Genomic DNA, 18,109 nt, shown 5'->3' with positions numbered 1-18,109 from the left:
TGGTGTTCATTCATCAGAACCGCACAAAATATTTCGTAAGAATGACGGGATTGTAGATGATAAATTTAATATTGCGACAGTCTCTTTACAGTTTCCTGGAAAAATACAGATATAAGTACATACACTGTTGTTTCCCGCTATTCCTTTATACATTAGCTCAAAGGCGGGAAAATTACATCAACAGTGATTATATATTAACTCTTTGTTTTTGCAATTAATTAAGTATTTCTCATCGGTCCTTTCCCGCCTTTACTTTGGACAGAAAAACAAGACCGCCTGACATCTAAGTAACAACGCCCCCTGGCCTCTCCCTTTTCTTATGAGAATTCAATGTTTTTTTAGTATCCGGGGACCAATCGGTAGAAAAGTTATGATGGCGTCTAAGGCCATAGCAGGTGTGAAAAATGAAGCAACACCGGGCATTGCCGGCAAAACATGCAGGCGGTTGCGGAATTATAGAGTATGTATGGAAATCCTGATAAAACGACCTTTCTTCCTATTTGTCAACCCCAAAAATCACAGCTCGCGGATTAAGGTAAATTTTTTACAAGACAAGTCCATTCACTGGTTCTATATTAGCCCAAACCAGGAGTCTGAAACAATAGCCTATAGTCTTCGTTCAAGAGAAATAAGAATTTGAGCAGAATTCAACAATGTATGCAAATAATTGGTTCATATATACAAAAACTTCAACTCGAAAAAGGAAGTTCGTCGCAAGAAATCGCCTCGATGTTAGAACTCTCACCCGCCCGTTGGGAGAATATTGTAAGGGGCAGAACGCAGATTACCCGGGACCATATTTACAAACTTTCACTATATTTTAATCAGCCTGTAAAAGATCTGCTTATTCATTACCAATACGGAAGATTATTATCAGAAACTACAGATAAGAACGACCTTCAAATAAACCTGTCCGGTGAATCAATACAGTTTCCAGTCGGAATACGAGGCATTGGCGCTTCAAAAAGATTTCAGAACATGCTGGAGTACATGAATAAACTACACGAAAGCAAACTAACGATAATACCACACGAACCATCTGCGTCGCTCAGCCAATACATCGATTCCATAACCTATTGCAGGGGCCATAACCTGGATTATCCCTTTGAAAAGATCATACCGGATGGAACGGTACAACTATTGATTCATCTGGATGGCGAAGAACGGACGATAATCTCGGATGCAGCAACCCGGCGAACAAAAAAAGCCTGGGTATCGGGCATACAAAGAAGGCAGCATATTTACCGGCTGAGGGGAAATGAAACGATTGTGTATATTCGGTTTCGACCGGGCGGCTTTCACGCTTTAACACAAATTCCACAGTGGGAACTTGAGGACGAAATTATTGATGCTGAATTACTGTTGGGGAATTCAATTTCACGGCTTTGGGAGGAGCTTCATGATTGTTCGGCAATTCCGGATATTTTCATGAAAATTGAGCAGTTCTTCTTAAATCGAATCAATGGGCAACTGAACCTTGCCGCTCAAGTCGTCGGCTACGTCACAAATTACATTGACCATCCACTTCCGGTACTCATTAAAAAGACCGGTTATTCTCAAAAACATCTAATCCAGCTGTTCAAAAAGCACATTGGGGTTACACCAAAATACTTTCAGCGCATCAAACGATTCAATCAGGTTTTAAATGATTTACAAACGACGGCCTCCGATAGTATTGACTGGTCGGGCATCGTTTACAAAAATGGCTTTTACGATCAATCGCATCTGATCAAAGAATTTAAGCACTTTGCCAACATACAACCTCAGGCTTTTATTGATTCGGCACCCACCTGTACAACATTTCTCCATTCCAAAGTCCTTTATTGAAGTCGCCGGCTAATTTCGGCGCTGTAACATTTATATTTTACATAGTGGCATGTAAATTTTTTACAATGCATGAATATCTCTTCGCGATATTTTTGTTTGGAAATCAATAACGAAGATGAGAGCAGAAACTAAAAGAAAAAGGGATCGCAAAGGAGACAAAAAATCAGGACCGTCTAAATTGTTAATCAACAAGATACATCCCGGGGAATACATCCCCCTTCAGGAACTTGTTACCATTAGAGGAGTTCCGATTCGAATTCCCTCGAAAAAGCAACTGGTTCATCTGCAGTTCAGGCGATTTGCCGGATGTCCGGTTTGCAATTTACATTTACAAACCTATGTCCGCAGATATCGGGATATTGTTTCAGCAGGTATTCAGGAAGTGGTTATCTTCCATTCATCGGTTGATGATTTGCTAGTTTATGCAGACAAGCTACCATTTGCGGTTGTTGCAGACCCGAACAAACTACTCTATACCAAATTTGGAGTCGAATCATCACCAAAGGCTTTGCTCAATCCGAGGGCCTGGTGGCCAATTCTTCGTGCCGTCCTCCACAGTGTGGGAGAGATCATCCAAAAACAGAGTGTTGTACCTCCTGTCAATCCGGATGGCGGAAGCTTTGGCCTCCCGGCCGATTTTCTGATTGACAAAGACGGTTGGTTAATCGACTGTAAGTATGGTGAACACGCCGATGACCAATGGTCGGTTAACGAATTGCTGCATATTGTTCAGGAATCAGTCGCTCCAGACTACTCCAACTGGTCACGAGCGAATTCGTCCTTGAAAATTACATAACAACAAAAAGAAAGGTCAACTGGGGAAACATCTATTATATTTCCGAACCTTCAATAATCGTCCGGCATAGGATTTTTCGCCTCCCAACCAATTTACCCAATGGTTTCTCTGTTTGAAGTGAACGGTACTTTGCGGCTTTCCCCGGAAACAGGAAAGCGTACTCAGTTGAATATGACAGGCAAAAAATAAAAGAAACCATTCGAACCCGAATCAAACGACTTTGACTGCTAGAACAGTTGCTCTTATCAGAATCGGGAATAACCCATTTTATCAATTCTAAAACATATTTAAAATGAAAAAATCGTATCAAATTACAGGAATGACTTGCGAGGGCTGTAAAAAACTGGTGCATGACAGCCTAATAAAAGTTGATGGCGTAGATAAGGTTGATATTGATCTCGAAAGTGGTCAAGGCACAATCGACTCGAAAAACATAGTTCAAATAGCGGTTTTACAGCGCGCGTTGTCAAATACTCTGTACAAAATATCTGAAGCGGAAGACGAGGCAGAAGAAACAGGGGAAACTCGTTCAGAGCAGTACCGAAAGCTTGTTATTGATTACGTTACAGCGATTGGACAATTTGACGATGAAAAACTCAGAAGTTGCCTTCACCCAAATTTTGAATTTGATGGTGGTATGAAAACAAACTCAGCAAGCGATTTCATTAATATGTTGGCTGAACACGCTTCTTCCGGACATGCTGGTATCCTGAAAAATGAAATCCGGGCCATTTTTTTAGATGGAGATGAAGCTTGTGTGATTTATGATATGCACACGAACAAATCTGTTCCCCCCGTGACTTTTATGGAACAACTCGTTTTTGAGAATAAAAAGTTGAAATCCACAAAAATGAAGTTTGAACGTCCGAAGATGGAGAAGTTGATAGCAGCAATTCAAAGTGCCTAATCACAAAAACCGAAGTTTTACAAATCTGCAAAAGCATGGAAAAAAGAGCAAGATCGCCCTGGTAACCGTCCAACCGAAGGATAGGGAAAGAGGTTGTCAGACGATTAGGCAAAAGAAGCTTAAAAGTGATAGTCGACGTCCGGGATTTCCCTAAAGGGATTCGTTTGAAAACCGAATTTCAGCATGAGAATCTGCATATCGATATATTGGAACTGGATATCGCAAATCCAGTGAGCATATTCTCCGCCGTTGCGTTCGTCGAAAAGCAATACGGTCGGATAGACATTTTAGTTAACAATGCCGGAGTTTTGTTGGATAAAGGAGTTTCCACACTTGATTCCAAAGAGTCAACTATCAGAGAGACACTTGAGACTAATTTCTTCGGTGCTTTTGAACCATTTTCAGTAAATCAAGAACCATCAGGGAAATTCTTCCATGATAAAAAAGAGATTTCTTGGTAAGAAATAAACAAATGAGCGTATTACTGGTTTCGATTAACCGTTGGAACAATAGTCGAAAGCGATGTGGAAACCGACTAGTCGACCGTCAAAAGTTTCCAAAAGTCCGGGTTGTCACTCCCAGTCACCGTCCATTTGACGGATATAAGCTCTTGAAACGACATATAACTTGAAGAAAATTAAAAAAACAACAATGCAAGAAGTAAACTGACTACAAATAAAGGCCGATCACCAAGTTTTATTTAAGGTTTTACAAAACAGAAAACGACAATTTGTATAGTAAAAGCAAGTAAGAGAGGATACGAATGAGATCCCATAATCCAATAATCTATCAACTTATGATTAGGAACTATAAAGTAACAAGCCAAGGTCCTCTTTCATGGATTTTACTCTTCGCTCTGATGTTGGTATGGGGAAGCTCTTTCATTTTGATGAAAAAGGGATTGATTTATTTTACTGGTAGGGAAGTTGGTTTGCTTCGTATCAGCATAGCTTTTATGGTTTTATTGCCCTTTGCTATAAAAAGGCTTAGGATCATTGAACGAAAATACTTTCTTTTTCTGACCATTTCGGGAACTATAGGAAGTTTGGCGCCTGCCATACTATTTGCCACTTCAGAAACCAGAATAGATAGTGCCTTGGCAGGAACTTTAAATTCATTAACTCCATTGTTCACACTGATAATCGGACTTCTTTTTTTCAAGCAAAAAACAAATTGGTTTAATGTTCTTGGAGTACTCATTGGGCTATTAGGAGCCATTGGCCTAATTCTCTCTAACAGCAAAGGGAAACTGCAAGGAGATACATTTTATGCTTCACTGGTGGTTTTTGCAACAATACTTTATGGAGTCAACATAAACTTTATAAAGCATTTCTTTAAAGGAATCAATGCATTGGACATTGTTGTCATGTCATTTTTCTTTACAGGCATTCCAACATTAATCTATACTTTAATTTTTACACCTGTTATTCACAAATTGGCATTGCATCCTGAGGCATGGAACGGTATAGGTTATATTGCAATTTTAGCAGTCGCTGGAACCGGCCTTGCGTTGATTATCCATAATTATCTGATAAAAATAACGACCGCCGTTTTTGCATCATCGGTTACTTATCTGATTCCTGCAGTTGCAATAGCATGGGGTCTGCTGGACGGGGAACAACTTTCCTCCTTCTTTTTTGTGTGGTTTTCGGTAATTCTGGGCGGAGTATTCCTTGTCAACACCAAAACGTTGGGTAACGAGGTCATTTTAAGGTTAAGAAAACAATGACTTCATAGACTCAAAAAAGGATTGACAAAATTTTATTTGGCATTAAACAAATTTCACATAAAAAATGAAACAAAAAGTTGTGCTATCCATAAAGATTAAAAGTGTATGTTTTAGTGTGCGTCATGTGGGACACACATTTCCCATATAACACCAAGCAAGAACGATACCCACAGGTTCAACCTCTAATTGAAACACTGGAACCAATACCCAACTTCGTGATAATAGATAGAATAACACCTCATCAATCATAAATATTGCCTGAAAGGCAATGACGCAAAAAATATCATCAAAATTTTCACTGTTAAACCGAGAAATTCAAGATGGAAATACTGTTTTTAGTCGCAAGAGTAGTTGTAGGCATCTACTTTTTGGAAAATGCAAGTCATCATTTTTTTCAGTTCAATATGGTTAGCAATTTTGCTAAATCGAGGGGAGTACCAATGGCGGGAACAGCGGTCATCGCAGGAGGTGTGTTATTATTGTTGGGCGGCTCAAGCATTCTTACAGGTTTTGAACCAGACTTCGGCGTGGTTTCATTAATCATGTTCCTCCTGCCCGTAACGTTAACTGTACATACATTCTGGAGATTCAAGGACCCGATGACCAGAATGACCGAGAGAATAAATTTCACCAAAAATCTGGCGCTTGCAGGATGCTTGACAATGCTCCTTTTCGTACCACAGCCATGGCCAATGAGCATCTAAAGGAACATAATTTTCCGTTCTGAAACTTCATTAAAGAAAGCGCCGAGCATTTCTTCCTATTCCGATGTCCCGGAAGGAGTTTCCTGGAAATTTACAGAAATTCCGGATAACCAGGTAAGCCCCGCAAAGGTTTTATCTACCAAAAACTGGTTGTTTGTGAGAAAGGTGAATAATAGCAAGATTCGGGTAGTATGACGATTTGAGCTTTCCGATGTTTGTATCAGAAACTGGCAAATAATAAAATCATGGAAAAGCAAGAAACCTACAATTACGCCCGAATTGAAGAGGCCATTCATTTCTTAAGAAATAATTTCAGGAAACAACCCAGCCTCGAAGAAATTGCAGAGCAAGTTCATCTCAGCCCCTTTCATTTTCAACGGCTTTTCGCTGAATGGGCGGGGACGACCCCAAAGAAGTTCCTACAATACACGAGCGTTGAGTATGCTAAAAAACTATTGAGAGAAAATCGGGCTACGCTGTTCGATACGGCTTTTGAAACAGGCCTTTCAGGAACCGGTAGACTTCATGATCTTTTTGTTTCGATTGAAGGTATGACGCCTGCTGAATATAAAAATGGCGGAGAGAAACTTCATATTAATTACAGTTTTGCCGAAAGCCCTTTTGGTAATATCCTGGTTGCTTCAACCCCCAAGGGTATTTGTCATCTATCATTTTATGAAAAGCAGACAGGCGCATTTGCGATTTTACAAAATCAGTTTCCCAATGCGCTATTCCGGCAAAATACTGATTTAATTCAGGAAAATGCACTGAATATTTTCACTCGTGACTGGAGTAAACTGAACGAGGTCAAACTCCATCTGAAAGGAACGAAGTTCCAGTTAAAAGTATGGGAGTCGTTACTGAAAATTCCGTTGGGAAGATTGTCCACGTATGGGAATATAGCCCGCGAGATCGAGCAGCCTACAGCCTCCAGAGGTGTCGGCTCTGCAATTGGGAAAAATCCCGTAGCCTACTTGATCCCATGCCACAGAGTAATTCAATCCACGGGAATGCTAAGCGGTTACCGCTGGGGAACAGCGCGAAAATCGGCGATTATTGGCTGGGAGGCAGCCAAACTAAATGATTAATCGAGTAAGATTCGGATTTCCATAACAATTATTTCGTCTCGCCTTTACACCATCAAATTCTTGTCGATAAAAAGGGATATAATGAAACCGATTGAAAAAAGAATAGACAAAATCGACTGGCCGACTGTTGGCGAAGAACTTCATCAGAAAGGATACGCAATTATTTCAAAATTCTTATCCAAAGAATCCTGTAAAACATTGCTGGCTCTTTATGACCAACCCGAAGGCTATCGTAAAAAAGTAGTAATGGCCCGTCACCGGTTTGGTCTAGGTGAATACAAATACTTCGATTATCCACTGCCCGATTTAATCGAAACAATCAGAAGCAAGGTATATCCCTATCTTGCTCCTATTGCCAATTCCTGGATGCGAGTTCTCCGGACCGGGAAATCTTTCCCGTCAGCATTAGACGATTTACGGAAGCTTTGTCTCGACAATCGTCAGGACAAGCCAACTCCGCTAATATTGCGCTACGAAAAAGGCGGATTCAATACCATGCATCAGGATTTATACGGTGAAGTTTACTTTCCGATGCAGCTGGTCTTATTCCTTAATGAACCAGGTATGGATTACGAAGGAGGTGAATTCGTATTGATCCAACAAACTCCCAGAGCTCAATCAAAGGCGATTGTTTTAACGCCTCGAAAAGGCGATATGCTGATATTTCCGACCAATTTCCGTCCGGCGAAGGGGAACAACGGATATTACAGGGCTGCAATGAAACACGGTGTCAGTGAATTACATTCAGGGAAAAGACATACATTAGGAATCATATTTCATGATGCACAGTCTTAGCTCATGATCCGGCACACAGAAATAGACAAGGCCAGTTTGCACTCAAAGATTAGACATCATGAACTCACATTTGCCGGTAACGGAAAATTAAAAATCTACGGAACACTTTCCTGTTCCTCTGGTAAAAAGATGAAACAGGAAAATCGTCTGTTTTTTACTTCCGAACAGGAAGCCCTCGAAAGGGGGTACAGGCCTTGTGGAAATTGCATGAAGAAAGAATATCACAAATGGATTTGTTCAACACACTGATCAACGAGAATAAAAACCTTCTGCCCAAAGACGGAACCGTGAATTACTTTGGTAGAATACTGTCAAAGCAGAAGGCCGACGATTACCTGCGATATCTGCTGACCTCAATTCAGTGGAAGCATGATGAAGCTATAGTATATGGGAAACACCTTCTGACAAAAAGAGAAGTAGCATGGTATGGAGATGAAAATTATGACTATGCTTACTCCGGTGTAACACGCCGGGCTTTGTCCTGGACAAACGAACTACTGGAACTCAAAGCTCTTGTTGAGAATAAAATAAACGAGAAATTCAATTCTTGTTTACTAAATCTGTATCACTCAGGTGAAGAAGGGATGGCCTGGCACAGTGATGCTGAAAAAGATTTAAAAAAGAACGGCACCATTGCTTCTTTGAGCTTCGGCGCTGAACGCAAATTCAGCTTAAAACACAAACACACAAAAGAAAAACTCTCCTTCGCTTTAGCGCATGGTAGTCTTTTAATCATGAAAGATGAGACTCAGACTCACTGGTTACACAGTTTACCTAAAATGAGAAAGGTTCATCAACCCAGAATAAATCTGACATTTCGCACGATTATCCGCTAGCAAGCAGAATATTAAAAAGAGATTCTTTTATATCCGCATCCCGCATTTTAATTTCAATTATTAATCACCCCGTCTAATTCTTGACTCACATCAAGTGGAGTTATGACTCTATATCCATATTTCGAATTGGAATTACCGCAATGAAAGAACAAATCCGATTCAAAAAATTAGTTCTCCATATTATTTTGCTAGTTACCATGATATGTGTTTTCTGCATGTTATTTAAGCTGTCCAACTCTAAACCATGCGGGGGTGAGCCTAGTGAAAGTCAGGTTTCAAAGAAGACGTCACTTCCCGGGAAAAATTCCAAAACATATCCCTCACCCACCAAAAGACGGTGTAATCTTCCAATTGAGATTCCAATTTCAAAAGCGCCAATGGTTCACTAAAGAAATTGTACCGAAAAAAAGGAAACAAAAACCGACAGTTACAAGTCAACAAAAAACAGCTCAAAAAGTCATCAAAACCATAATCGTCATCGGCTGACATTCATTGCAGAGTCCTTCTTCTATATGAAGAAAAATCATTCTTTAAATTCAATACTTATTCGCCCAGCTTATCCCTCAATTTACTCATCTCCTTGCCCAATTTTGTCTCTACCACTTTTGCATAAATCTGAGTTGTACTCAATTTGGAATGCCCCAGCATTTTGCCGACCGATTCAATCGGAACACCATTACATAAAGTTATGGTGGTGGCAAATGTGTGGCGTGACAGATGAAAAGTAAGGTTTTTGTATTCATCCGCAAGGATTCGCCCCCTCCCTTTTTGTGGATTCCAGACTTTGACATCAACAAATTTTTTGATAGAAATTTCACAGCGCTCTTTATTCACTGTAACACGGGCATAAATAGGCGCTTTGCCCCCTATGAGCTTGCTCTTCCGTATGACAAAATGAACGCCCAAAGTAGCAGTCATTACTTTCCTTTTCATATCAATTCGTTTTAAAAAAGATGAAATCACTTGGATGGTCACCTAATAGGTCACCTAAAAGTGTCCTAAATCGCTCTATTCTGCATCTAAACCACCTAAACCGGGTCAAACGACAACCTTTCAAACACCCAGTATTTACTAGCCATGCAGCGCCAACGATGAACCAAAATTAATCACAAAAAAAAGGTCACCTTATAGTTCACACGGCAACCGGTTTTTAATGGTTTGAATTGATATGACAAAAAATAAGAAAGCCTGCTAATCATACGATTAACAGGCTTTTGATTCAGAATGAATCTTGATTCGTCGGGGTACCAGGATTCGAACCTGGGACCCCCTGCTCCCAAAGCAGGTGCGCTAACCGGACTGCGCTACACCCCGAATCGTAAAAAAAGACTCCCGGAGGAATCCGCTGATGTGGCGGAGAGAGGGGGATTCGAACCCCCGGTACGGTTACCCGTACGGCAGTTTAGCAAACTGCTGGTTTCAGCCACTCACCCACCTCTCCGTTGATTTTGGGTGCTGCAAATGTAGAAATGATTTTCACTTGCTCAAAATAATTTTTACAAAAAATAACGGCCACCTGCACTTTAACTTAACATCACAACACATCATGTTGATTTTATGTACATTACAGTACGCATATTAACATAAACGTTAAATATTGCAAAACAGGTTTTCTCAATGATTTAAGAATCAGAGAGGTTTACCTCCGAATATGGAACATGAGCATAAAAAAGCGCCCGAACGCTTGGAAAATTGGGAGATGCGGTGTACTTTCGATGTAGTGATAGTTAAGAACGTTCATTGAAAACGAAATAATGTTTCCGCATTAATTCCTGTATATTGGTAAACTCAACGTTATTAATAGTACCGAGTAAGCTTATGATTGCTAAGACAGGCCTTACTCCACTTTCGGGTGGAGGCAGTTTTACTGCCATTGGAAGTCTGACCAGTCAGGCACTCAAATCCTGTTTCATCGGGGTTTTACACAACTAGGGGTTAATGCGGTTTTTTTATGTCTTCTTCAAAACGAATATCGCTCTCACTTCCTTTTTGCCATACAAAAATCCCCAACCATTTCCGGCCGGGGAATATCTTTTAACAGTCTTTGTTGTATTTACTTGATTGGGATTGCCGTATATTCCGGTTTGGTATCTCCTTTGCGCGTTACGTAAAAGTCGATACGTCCGAGGAGCAAACCGGCCCATCCTACCTGGTTCACCAAAATCTGCTTGCCAGCTTTGTTGGTATGCATTTCCGGACGTTCGAGGAACGTATGCGTATGACCGCCAATAATCAGATCGGTAGCATAGGTATTATCTGCGATCACCTGGTCGCTCACTTTGTCGTCCCGGTATTTGTATCCCAGATGCGAGAGGCAGACAACCATGTCCGCTCCCTGTTCTTCACGTAAGTATTTCTCCTGTTCCAACGCCACCTTCAACGGGTCGAGGTAACGGGTTTTCCCAAAGTTGTTGGGTGCCACCAGACCGTTCAGTTCAACACCGAGTCCGTATACTCCAATCCTGATTCCTCCCCGCTCGAATACTTTGTTCTTCATCGTCTTCCCGGCAAGGATGGTATCGGAAAAATCGTAATTGGAGCAGATAAACGGGAATTTCGCATGCGGCAATTGCTTGTCAATTCCTTCCAAACCATTGTCGAACTCGTGGTTTCCAATGGTGGCTGCATCATAACCGACTTCGCTCATCAGTTCAAACTCCAGCTTTCCTTTATAGAAGTTGAAATAGGGAGTTCCCTGGAAAACATCGCCGGCATCAAGCAGCAGAATATTCTTTTCTTCTTTTCGTATTTGATTGATCAACGCACTACGACGAGCCATTCCCCCTTCGTTTGCATGACGGGGCGCATCGGCCGGAAACGGATCGATATGCGAGTGCCAATCATTGGTATGCAGAATGCTCAATTTGGTGTAGTCATCACTCTTAGCAGCCAGCGAAACGGCAGCTTTTCCCAACAAGCCTACACCAACCGAGCCGGCCGCCAGGTTCTTGATAAACGTTCTCCTATTTTGCATGATAAATCCTCCCATCGAGTTTTGCTGTTGCCATCTTTCCTTCTTCACCCAGCTTCCGCATATGAGCGATAATCAGATCACGCAGCTTCACACCGGTATTTATCCGCTGCAGATTCTTCGATAACGTCTTGCTACCATCACCGCCATCGGCCAAATAATCACTCGTTACCATCCAGTACGTTTTGTCGTTATCCAGCGGCTCTCCGTCAACGCGACATTTGATGGCTTTGTCTTTCCGGATACCGAAACGCATTCCGGCAACACCTTCTCCGCCCCGCGAAGCCATGTGATTCATCAAACGACGCAAATCACTGCCTTTCAACTTCAGCAAAACCACTTCATTTTCGAAAGGCATCAGTTCAAAGATATTTTTTACCGTCACTTCTCCTTTCGGGATGGGTGCCCGAAAACCTCCCCGGTTCATGTAGCTCACCGCAGGATGGACATCCGGATATTTCTCTTGACAGATTGCTTTCCCTTCAGCCAAAACCAAATCGGACACAAAATTTCCCAGCAGACTTTCCGGTCTTCCGGCAAGCAGCGCCTCCTGAGCAACACAAAGTTTTTGGGACATCTGTGCCTCCAGGCTATCGCGATAAGGTTGTATTTGGGCTTGAATTTTAGGGTCGGCCGACACCTTCAGTGTGGAATCCAGTTTGATGTTCTGATACTGTGCCTGGCCAACAGTTGCAGTATGCTGCTGACACGATGCCAGGGCCGATGCCAATACCAGCAACAGGAAAAACTTCCGCATTCGTTCAATTTTCATCAGTGGAAACAAAAGTCTATTCATTTTTGTAATGGTTGAAAATAACAAAACATTCCCTAAACTATTTATGACGGAACAAGGTTAATTGGTAAATACCTCTTCAGAAGTATTGATTTTGTCTGAAACTGAGGTTATTTTAGCAAAAAAGTGAAGTAGGATTAAAAAAGGCACCAACCTAATGCACAAAAAGATTCCCGAATCTCCCTCCATTCTCATCCGTATTACCATCCACACCATTTTTATTCTCTTTTGGTTTGGGAATAGCTTTGCGCAGAATTCAGACCACCCGGAAGTAAAAGCGAAAAGAGGCGACGGTATTTATAACTTACTGGAAAGAAATGGTCTTCCTGCCGGCGAATATCTGAATAAATTCATCGAACTGAATAAGTCGAAGCTGGGGCCGAACAATACTTTATATGAGGGACAAAGCTATCTGCTTCCGGTAGCCACATTGTATGCCGAAGAACCACTGTTTGGTAAAGAGTACGAGAAGGTGCGGATTCAGGACCGAAAACTGGAAGGCGCTGTATTTTACCTCGTAAGCGGACACGGAGGTCCTGATCCGGGAGCGATGGGGAAAATTGGTAAGCACCGGTTAACCGAAGACGAATATGCCTACGACGTCACATTGCGACTGGGCAGAGCGCTGATTCAACACGGAGCCAAAGTATATTTCATTATTCGTGACCCGAAAGACGGAATCCGCGACGAATATTATTTAGAGAATCGTTCGGATGAATATTGTTACCCACACCAGAAAATACCGCTCGACCAAAACGAACGGCTTCGTCAACGGGCGGCCACGGTGAATGAGCTGTACAAGCGAGACCCGTCATCCAAATATAAACGATGCATCGTCATCCATGTGGATGCGCGGAACCGGCACCGAAACATCGACCTTTTCTTCTATCACTTCGAAAAAAGCAAGAGCGGTGAACAACTGGCCGAAGCGATGCGCCATTCCATGAAAGTAAATTATAAGGAGAACCAACCGAATCGTGGATACAACGGCACCGTAACGAGCAGGCGGCTATACATGCTCACACGAACCAACCCCACGGCGGTTTACATCGAAATGGGGAACATCAACCACACACGCGATCAGCAGCGACTCATCTACCCCGATAATCGACAGGCACTGGCGGATTGGCTGACCGAAGGAATCGTCAAAGACTATCAATCGCGTCAATGAATTCCGGAGATAGAAATAAGGAAGGAATAGGGCCCGTCATCCTTTTCGACGGCGTATGTAACCTATGCAACGCATCTGTTCGGTTTATTCTGAAATATGAGAAGAGTCCGCGCTACCGCTTTGCTCCGTTGCAAGGGAAATTTGCCTCTGAAGTTCGCTACCAATATGCTCTTCCGGAAGATGCAGACAGCGTCGTTCTTATCGAGAAGAACCAGGTTTTTACCGCTTCGACAGCTGCCTTGCGGATTGCCCGTCACCTGAAAGCTCCGTGGAACTGGCTGGTTATCTTTAACGTTTTGCCGGTTTCCTTCCGGGATAAAGTTTATCACTGGATAGCCCGAAACCGGTATCGTTGGTTTGGCAAGAAAGAGGTTTGCGAAATTCCGTCACCGGAAATTGCGCACCGCTTTCTCGACTGAAAATCGTAATGGCTACAACTCCAGTTTTCCGCTTTCGTATTGCTTGTAATATTGCGCCAGGTGCGCCAAGAACTGGCTGAACATCTTCACCGAAGCCAACGTACCCGGAGATACATCTTCGCCTTTCAGTTTTAACAGCAACACCCCATACAGAGCATTTAGGCTTGTTTCAATATCATTTTCTCCGGCACCTCCCGCTTTCACGGAAAACTCATCGATAAACGGCTTGGCCTGACGGAACAGCATATCGTACTGCGGAAGCTGGCCGCTTTTCGTCACCAACAAATGGAATTCATACAAATCATTCACCTGGTTCTTATTGATTTGCAGATGTCCTTTCTCCTTGATATTCTCACGCTCCATCATCAGAACCAGGTTTTCATACCAACGGGCTATCTCCTCCCGTTCTCCGTCCTTACTGTCAAACTTGTCCACAATATTTTTGCGGATGCGCTCCATATCGAACTGGTTGGCCCGAATCAGATCTTCCAACTGCCACATGTAGAGGATGTACTCAACAATATTCTCTTTCCGTTTTTGACGAGCAATTAACATCGAACAAAAATTTTAGTGTTGATTTGAATTTGAAAAGCGATGAAAAGATGGAGAGATTACCAGTCTCCTTTGAACCGGTCGATATCGCGGCGCTCTTTTTTGGTTGGGCGCCCCGTTCCCCGTTCGCGTTCGAACCAGCTCATGTTCTTCTGCATTTCCAGAATTTCCAGTTCCGAGGCCGGTGTGACGTCTTCCATATATTCCGGAACCAGTTTAGCTCCCACCCGCTTCTGGATAAGCTGCTTCACTTTGTACGAATACCTCACCGGATTTTTCCGCACTTCGATCACCTCACCGGGTTTTAACGTCCGCGAAGGTTTCACCGATTGTCCATCAATGGTTACCCGTCCTTTCTTGCAGGCATCCGTAGCAATGCTCCTGGTTTTGAAAACCCGCACAGCCCACAGCCATTTATCTACACGAACCTGATCTTCCATGATGCAAAATTATAAAACGGAGATGGCAACAACAAAGGTCATTTGTTATTGAACTGGCTCATGGCCCGGTGAACGCCGATGGTTCCAAAAGCCTTGATGATATCGATACAAAGCTCGATTCGTTCGGGAAGGACATCTTCCTCTTCCGGCGACCACTTTCCAAGTACATGGTCAATTTGGTATCCTTTCGGGAAATCGTCACCGATACCAAACCGCAAACGGGCGTAGTCCTGGCGGCCCAACACCTGGTTAATGTTCTTCAAACCATTGTGACCGGCATCGCTCCCTTTGGCCCGCAGACGGATTTTTCCCAGCGGCAAAGCCAGGTCATCCACCAGAATCAGAACCTTGTCGACCGGGATTTTCTCCTTCTGCATCCAGTAATGCACCGCCCTTCCACTCAAGTTCATATACGTGGAAGGTTTCAGGAGAATGAAGGTGCGCCCGGCATGTTTCATTTCAGCGACAGCGCCATAACGCTTATCGCTAAAAGAAATATTGGACGCTCCGGCAAGAGCATCCAATATTTTAAATCCGATATTGTGTCGGGTATTTTGATATTCTTCCCCGATATTTCCTAAACCTACTATCAGGTACTTCAAAACACAATTGCTTTATTAGTTTCCGCCTTTGGCAGCTGCAGTCATTGCCGCACGTGCTGCACGGGTGATTACTACGCTGGCTACCGGAACAGACTTGTTATTCAGGATTTCCAGACCTGCAGCCTGAACATCACCTACACGAATACTTTCACCTAATTCCAGTGCAGTTACATCGATATTGATTGTATCGGGCAGGTCTTTTGCCAAACCTTTTACACGCAATACGCGGAGGTTGGTTTTCAGACGTCCACCTTTCTGGATACCTTTTGCAAAACCAGTGAGTTTAACAGGAATGTTGATTTTAACCGGCTTGTCTTCGGTAATGCGAAGGAAGTCGATGTGCAAAATCTCGTCAGTTACCGGATGGAACTGAATGTCCTGCATGATAGCCTGGTATTTCTTTCCACCGATTTCAATGTTAATCAGATAAACATTGGGTGTATAGATTACATGACGGAATTCACCTGCTTCAGCCTCAAAGTGAATCGGCTCTTCGCCACCATAAAGTACGCAAGGAACTTTACCTTCGGCGCGCAGTTTTTTCGTCTCTTTTTTTCCTACTGCTGTACGGGCAGTACCTTTTACTTCAAACGTTTTCATCGTAAATAAATTAATTTAATTTTTAAGTGCTTACTCAGATCTCCCTCCTTTTTCAGGAAGGCATCCGCATCACACCAGTAAAGGTATGCTGCAAAATCGGGCGCAAATATAGCAAATAATCCGGTGAAATCTTCACGTAAGGAGAATTTTCACACACAATCTCCGGCAAAGTCTTTCAACGGATTACGTCTGTCAAATATCATTAAATGAACGAAGTACTGATTGATTCGTTCTTGTAAACCTTCTGAATAACGTCAGCAATCAGACCGGAGCACGAAATAATTTTAATCTTTTCCGACTTTTTCCTTAACGGGATGGAGTCGGTAAAATAAATCTCGTCGAGATCCGATTCATCAATTCGTTCGTATGCCGGACCAGAAAGAACAGCATGTGTAGCGAACGCACGTACGCTGTTAGCTCCCTTTTCTTTCATCAGATTAGCAGCCTTGGCAATGGTTCCGGCAGTATCTATCATGTCATCGATAATCACCACGTCTTTCCCTTTCACGTCGCCAATAACGGTCATATTACCAACCACATTGGCCTGGCTGCGCGATTTATGGCAAATCACCATGTCAGTTCCCAATAATTTGGCGTACGTGTTAGCCCGTTTGGTTCCACCCACATCCGGTGAAGCTACCACCAGGTTCTCCAGGTTCATTTTCCGGATATGCGGAATAAACAAAGTTGAAGCCGTCAGGTGATCAACCGGTACATCGAAGAATCCCTGAATCTGATCGGCATGCAAATCCATGGTAATCAACCGGTCGATTCCGGCGGCTGAAAGCATGTCGGCCATTAGTTTGGCACCAATCGAAACGCGCGGTTTGTCTTTCCTGTCCTGACGGGCGTATCCAAAGTAAGGAATAACCGCAATAATTTTGTAAGCCGAAGCCCGTTTGGCAGCGTCAATCATCAGCAACAGTTCCAGAATGTTATCAGCCGGCGGGAAAGTCGACTGGACAATGAAACAGTGAGAACCGCGAATGGTCTCTTCGTAGCATGGCTCAAATTCGCCGTCCGAAAAAACCGGGCAAGACGATCGCCCCAGGTGCAAATCGGCACTACTGGATATTTTTTCTGCTAAATAACGGGTTTGGGTTCCTGAAAAGATTTTGATGGGAGCATTTCCAGCCATTTCCTCTGATTTTCAAGTTTGAAGTTGCATGTAGTTCAGGTGCGCAAATGTAACAATAATGCCTCAACTACTAAATGGGTAAAATCACTTTTTATCAAAAATACAGCAAGCCGAATGCATCCGGCGAGCGTTACTTACTTATTCGTAGCTTCCATCATTAATCTGCTGAATGAAGTCCAGAACCTCATCTCTTCCTGTTTCCGAAGTAGCCGATGTAACAAAGTGCGGAGGCAATTCTTCCCAGCTCTTCAGCATCTCGCGCCGGTAAGCCGCCAGGTTTTTATCGACCTGCGTTTTTCCCAATTTGTCTGCTTTGGTGAAAACCATGGCAAATGGAATTCCGCTTACTCCCAGCCAGTTCATAAAGTCCAGGTCGATTTCCTGCGGCTCCAGACGGATATCAATCAGCACCATCACACAATAAAGGTTTTTCCGCGAAAGCATGTATTCACGAATAAAATTCATCCACTTATTGCGCTGATTACGCATCACTTTGGCGTAACCATAGCCGGGTAAATCGACCAGGTACCATTCGTTGTTAATCAGAAAGTGATTGATCAGCTGGGTCTTCCCCGGTTGTCCGGATGTTTTGGCCAGCTTCTTATGATTGGTCAGCATGTTAATCAGCGACGACTTCCCTACATTCGAGCGTCCAATAAACGCATACTCGGGCCGATCGCTTTTCGGACATTTCGCGGGGTCGGTATTGCTGATAACAAATTTGGCGCTATTAATCTGCAT

The 18,109-nt window shown here is 42.9% G+C and carries 21 protein-coding genes and 2 tRNA genes; 12 read left to right on the top strand and 11 right to left on the bottom strand.

The features are described 5' to 3' along the window. Positions 1 to 978 precede the first annotated feature (978 nt). From GJU87_RS01405 to GJU87_RS01360, 10 genes are all read left to right on the top strand, one after another. Positions 979 to 1,827, top strand: coding sequence for an AraC family transcriptional regulator (locus GJU87_RS01405; protein WP_194831409.1), 849 nt, complete (start codon positions 979 to 981; stop codon positions 1,825 to 1,827). A 115-nt stretch (positions 1,828 to 1,942) separates the two neighbouring features. Continuing rightward, positions 1,943 to 2,623 carry a peroxiredoxin-like family protein gene (locus tag GJU87_RS01400; protein ID WP_153637876.1) on the top strand — a complete coding sequence of 227 codons (681 nt, stop codon included), beginning with the start codon at positions 1,943 to 1,945 and terminating at the stop codon, positions 2,621 to 2,623. Between the two features lie 292 nt (positions 2,624 to 2,915). Beyond that, complete coding sequence (locus GJU87_RS01395; RefSeq protein ID WP_153637875.1) at positions 2,916 to 3,530, top strand: heavy-metal-associated domain-containing protein; 615 nt, start codon at positions 2,916 to 2,918, stop codon at positions 3,528 to 3,530. A gap of 80 nt (positions 3,531 to 3,610) precedes the next feature. After that, positions 3,611 to 3,991, top strand: a complete 381-nt coding sequence (locus tag GJU87_RS01390; protein ID WP_153637874.1) for an SDR family NAD(P)-dependent oxidoreductase — start codon at positions 3,611 to 3,613, stop codon at positions 3,989 to 3,991. Between the two features lie 335 nt (positions 3,992 to 4,326). Further along, positions 4,327 to 5,259, top strand: coding sequence for a DMT family transporter (locus GJU87_RS01385; protein ID WP_194831408.1), 933 nt, complete (start codon positions 4,327 to 4,329; stop codon positions 5,257 to 5,259). A 320-nt stretch (positions 5,260 to 5,579) separates the two neighbouring features. Continuing rightward, positions 5,580 to 5,963, top strand: a complete 384-nt coding sequence (locus GJU87_RS01380) for a DoxX family membrane protein (RefSeq protein ID WP_153637872.1) — start codon at positions 5,580 to 5,582, stop codon at positions 5,961 to 5,963. 245 nt (positions 5,964 to 6,208) lie between these two features. After that, positions 6,209 to 7,051, top strand: coding sequence for a methylated-DNA--[protein]-cysteine S-methyltransferase (locus tag GJU87_RS01375; RefSeq protein WP_153637871.1), 843 nt, complete (start codon positions 6,209 to 6,211; stop codon positions 7,049 to 7,051). Between the two features lie 81 nt (positions 7,052 to 7,132). Next, positions 7,133 to 7,846, top strand: a complete 714-nt coding sequence (locus tag GJU87_RS01370) for a 2OG-Fe(II) oxygenase (protein WP_153637870.1) — start codon at positions 7,133 to 7,135, stop codon at positions 7,844 to 7,846. Between the two features lie 3 nt (positions 7,847 to 7,849). After that, positions 7,850 to 8,095 carry an Ada metal-binding domain-containing protein gene (locus GJU87_RS01365; protein WP_153637869.1) on the top strand — a complete coding sequence of 82 codons (246 nt, stop codon included), beginning with the start codon at positions 7,850 to 7,852 and terminating at the stop codon, positions 8,093 to 8,095. After that, complete coding sequence (locus GJU87_RS01360; RefSeq protein WP_153637868.1) at positions 8,074 to 8,682, top strand: alpha-ketoglutarate-dependent dioxygenase AlkB; 609 nt, start codon at positions 8,074 to 8,076, stop codon at positions 8,680 to 8,682. The genes GJU87_RS01365 and GJU87_RS01360 overlap by 22 nt, the downstream gene beginning before the upstream one ends. Positions 8,683 to 9,225: 543 nt before the next feature. Here the strand turns inward: GJU87_RS01360 and GJU87_RS01355 are convergent. The 5 genes from GJU87_RS01355 to GJU87_RS01335 form a co-directional block, all read right to left on the bottom strand. Further along, complete coding sequence (locus tag GJU87_RS01355; RefSeq protein ID WP_153637867.1) at positions 9,226 to 9,615, bottom strand: tyrosine-type recombinase/integrase; 390 nt, start codon at positions 9,613 to 9,615, stop codon at positions 9,226 to 9,228. Positions 9,616 to 9,921: 306 nt separating this feature from the next. Further along, positions 9,922 to 9,996, bottom strand: a tRNA-Pro gene (locus GJU87_RS01350). A 37-nt stretch (positions 9,997 to 10,033) separates the two neighbouring features. After that, positions 10,034 to 10,123 (bottom strand) — tRNA-Ser (locus GJU87_RS01345). 612 nt (positions 10,124 to 10,735) lie between these two features. Beyond that, complete coding sequence (locus tag GJU87_RS01340; protein ID WP_228491796.1) at positions 10,736 to 11,671, bottom strand: bifunctional UDP-sugar hydrolase/5'-nucleotidase; 936 nt, start codon at positions 11,669 to 11,671, stop codon at positions 10,736 to 10,738. Then, positions 11,646 to 12,449: a 5'-nucleotidase C-terminal domain-containing protein gene (locus tag GJU87_RS01335; protein WP_153637866.1), complete on the bottom strand. Its 804-nt coding sequence runs from the start codon at positions 12,447 to 12,449 to the stop codon at positions 11,646 to 11,648. The genes GJU87_RS01340 and GJU87_RS01335 overlap by 26 nt, the downstream gene beginning before the upstream one ends. Positions 12,450 to 12,603: 154 nt before the next feature. Here GJU87_RS01335 and GJU87_RS01330 point away from each other — a divergent pair, with 154 nt between their 5' ends. Together GJU87_RS01330 and GJU87_RS01325 are read left to right on the top strand one after the other, a co-directional pair. After that, positions 12,604 to 13,617: an N-acetylmuramoyl-L-alanine amidase gene (locus GJU87_RS01330; protein WP_153637865.1), complete on the top strand. Its 1,014-nt coding sequence runs from the start codon at positions 12,604 to 12,606 to the stop codon at positions 13,615 to 13,617. Continuing rightward, positions 13,614 to 14,036, top strand: a complete 423-nt coding sequence (locus tag GJU87_RS01325) for a thiol-disulfide oxidoreductase DCC family protein (RefSeq protein WP_153637864.1) — start codon at positions 13,614 to 13,616, stop codon at positions 14,034 to 14,036. The genes GJU87_RS01330 and GJU87_RS01325 overlap by 4 nt, the downstream gene beginning before the upstream one ends. A 12-nt stretch (positions 14,037 to 14,048) precedes the next feature. Here GJU87_RS01325 and GJU87_RS01320 read toward each other — a convergent pair whose 3' ends face one another. The 6 genes from GJU87_RS01320 to yihA form a co-directional block, all read right to left on the bottom strand. Continuing rightward, on the bottom strand, positions 14,049 to 14,591 hold the full coding sequence (locus tag GJU87_RS01320) for a DUF4924 family protein (RefSeq protein WP_153637863.1): 543 nt from the start codon (positions 14,589 to 14,591) through the stop codon (positions 14,049 to 14,051). 56 nt (positions 14,592 to 14,647) lie between these two features. Continuing rightward, complete coding sequence (locus GJU87_RS01315; RefSeq protein ID WP_153637862.1) at positions 14,648 to 15,028, bottom strand: RNA-binding S4 domain-containing protein; 381 nt, start codon at positions 15,026 to 15,028, stop codon at positions 14,648 to 14,650. A gap of 38 nt (positions 15,029 to 15,066) precedes the next feature. Beyond that, positions 15,067 to 15,630 carry an aminoacyl-tRNA hydrolase gene (gene pth / locus GJU87_RS01310; RefSeq protein ID WP_153637861.1) on the bottom strand — a complete coding sequence of 188 codons (564 nt, stop codon included), beginning with the start codon at positions 15,628 to 15,630 and terminating at the stop codon, positions 15,067 to 15,069. Positions 15,631 to 15,645: 15 nt separating this feature from the next. After that, a complete protein-coding gene (locus GJU87_RS01305) occupies positions 15,646 to 16,230 on the bottom strand; it encodes a 50S ribosomal protein L25/general stress protein Ctc (RefSeq protein ID WP_153637860.1) in 585 nt (194 codons plus the stop codon). A gap of 202 nt (positions 16,231 to 16,432) precedes the next feature. Next, entirely contained in the window at positions 16,433 to 17,368 is a 936-nt protein-coding gene (locus tag GJU87_RS01300) for a ribose-phosphate pyrophosphokinase (RefSeq protein ID WP_106542395.1), read from the bottom strand. A 138-nt stretch (positions 17,369 to 17,506) separates the two neighbouring features. Beyond that, entirely contained in the window at positions 17,507 to 18,109 is a 603-nt protein-coding gene (yihA, locus tag GJU87_RS01295; protein ID WP_153637859.1) for a ribosome biogenesis GTP-binding protein YihA/YsxC, read from the bottom strand.

The organism is Prolixibacter sp. NT017 (genome assembly GCF_009617875.1).
In the GTDB taxonomy this organism is placed as follows: Bacteria; Bacteroidota; Bacteroidia; order Bacteroidales; family Prolixibacteraceae; genus Prolixibacter.
This window is presented reverse-complemented; position numbering and strand designations above follow the sequence as displayed.

What these genes read in the sequence shown, in the direction of transcription:
- GJU87_RS01400 (WP_153637876.1), top strand. Translation starts at nt 1,943, where the DNA reads ATGAGAGCAGAAACTAAAAGAAAAAGGGATCGCAAAGGAGACAAAAAA.
- GJU87_RS01315 (WP_153637862.1), bottom strand. Translation starts at nt 15,028, where the DNA reads ATGGAAGATCAGGTTCGTGTAGATAAATGGCTGTGGGCTGTGCGGGTT.
- GJU87_RS01395 (WP_153637875.1), top strand. Translation starts at nt 2,916, where the DNA reads ATGAAAAAATCGTATCAAATTACAGGAATGACTTGCGAGGGCTGTAAA.
- GJU87_RS01335 (WP_153637866.1), bottom strand. Translation starts at nt 12,449, where the DNA reads ATGAATAGACTTTTGTTTCCACTGATGAAAATTGAACGAATGCGGAAG.
- GJU87_RS01300 (WP_106542395.1), bottom strand. Translation starts at nt 17,368, where the DNA reads ATGGCTGGAAATGCTCCCATCAAAATCTTTTCAGGAACCCAAACCCGT.
- GJU87_RS01370 (WP_153637870.1), top strand. Translation starts at nt 7,133, where the DNA reads ATGAAACCGATTGAAAAAAGAATAGACAAAATCGACTGGCCGACTGTT.
- GJU87_RS01380 (WP_153637872.1), top strand. Translation starts at nt 5,580, where the DNA reads ATGGAAATACTGTTTTTAGTCGCAAGAGTAGTTGTAGGCATCTACTTT.
- GJU87_RS01320 (WP_153637863.1), bottom strand. Translation starts at nt 14,591, where the DNA reads ATGTTAATTGCTCGTCAAAAACGGAAAGAGAATATTGTTGAGTACATC.
- GJU87_RS01330 (WP_153637865.1), top strand. Translation starts at nt 12,604, where the DNA reads ATGCACAAAAAGATTCCCGAATCTCCCTCCATTCTCATCCGTATTACC.
- GJU87_RS01340 (WP_228491796.1), bottom strand. Translation starts at nt 11,671, where the DNA reads ATGGGAGGATTTATCATGCAAAATAGGAGAACGTTTATCAAGAACCTG.
- GJU87_RS01385 (WP_194831408.1), top strand. Translation starts at nt 4,327, where the DNA reads ATGATTAGGAACTATAAAGTAACAAGCCAAGGTCCTCTTTCATGGATT.
- GJU87_RS01375 (WP_153637871.1), top strand. Translation starts at nt 6,209, where the DNA reads ATGGAAAAGCAAGAAACCTACAATTACGCCCGAATTGAAGAGGCCATT.
- GJU87_RS01325 (WP_153637864.1), top strand. Translation starts at nt 13,614, where the DNA reads ATGAATTCCGGAGATAGAAATAAGGAAGGAATAGGGCCCGTCATCCTT.
- GJU87_RS01360 (WP_153637868.1), top strand. Translation starts at nt 8,074, where the DNA reads ATGGATTTGTTCAACACACTGATCAACGAGAATAAAAACCTTCTGCCC.
- GJU87_RS01355 (WP_153637867.1), bottom strand. Translation starts at nt 9,615, where the DNA reads ATGAAAAGGAAAGTAATGACTGCTACTTTGGGCGTTCATTTTGTCATA.
- GJU87_RS01365 (WP_153637869.1), top strand. Translation starts at nt 7,850, where the DNA reads ATGATCCGGCACACAGAAATAGACAAGGCCAGTTTGCACTCAAAGATT.
- GJU87_RS01305 (WP_153637860.1), bottom strand. Translation starts at nt 16,230, where the DNA reads ATGAAAACGTTTGAAGTAAAAGGTACTGCCCGTACAGCAGTAGGAAAA.
- yihA (WP_153637859.1), bottom strand. Translation starts at nt 18,109, where the DNA reads ATGCAGATTAATAGCGCCAAATTTGTTATCAGCAATACCGACCCCGCG.
- GJU87_RS01405 (WP_194831409.1), top strand. Translation starts at nt 979, where the DNA reads ATGCTGGAGTACATGAATAAACTACACGAAAGCAAACTAACGATAATA.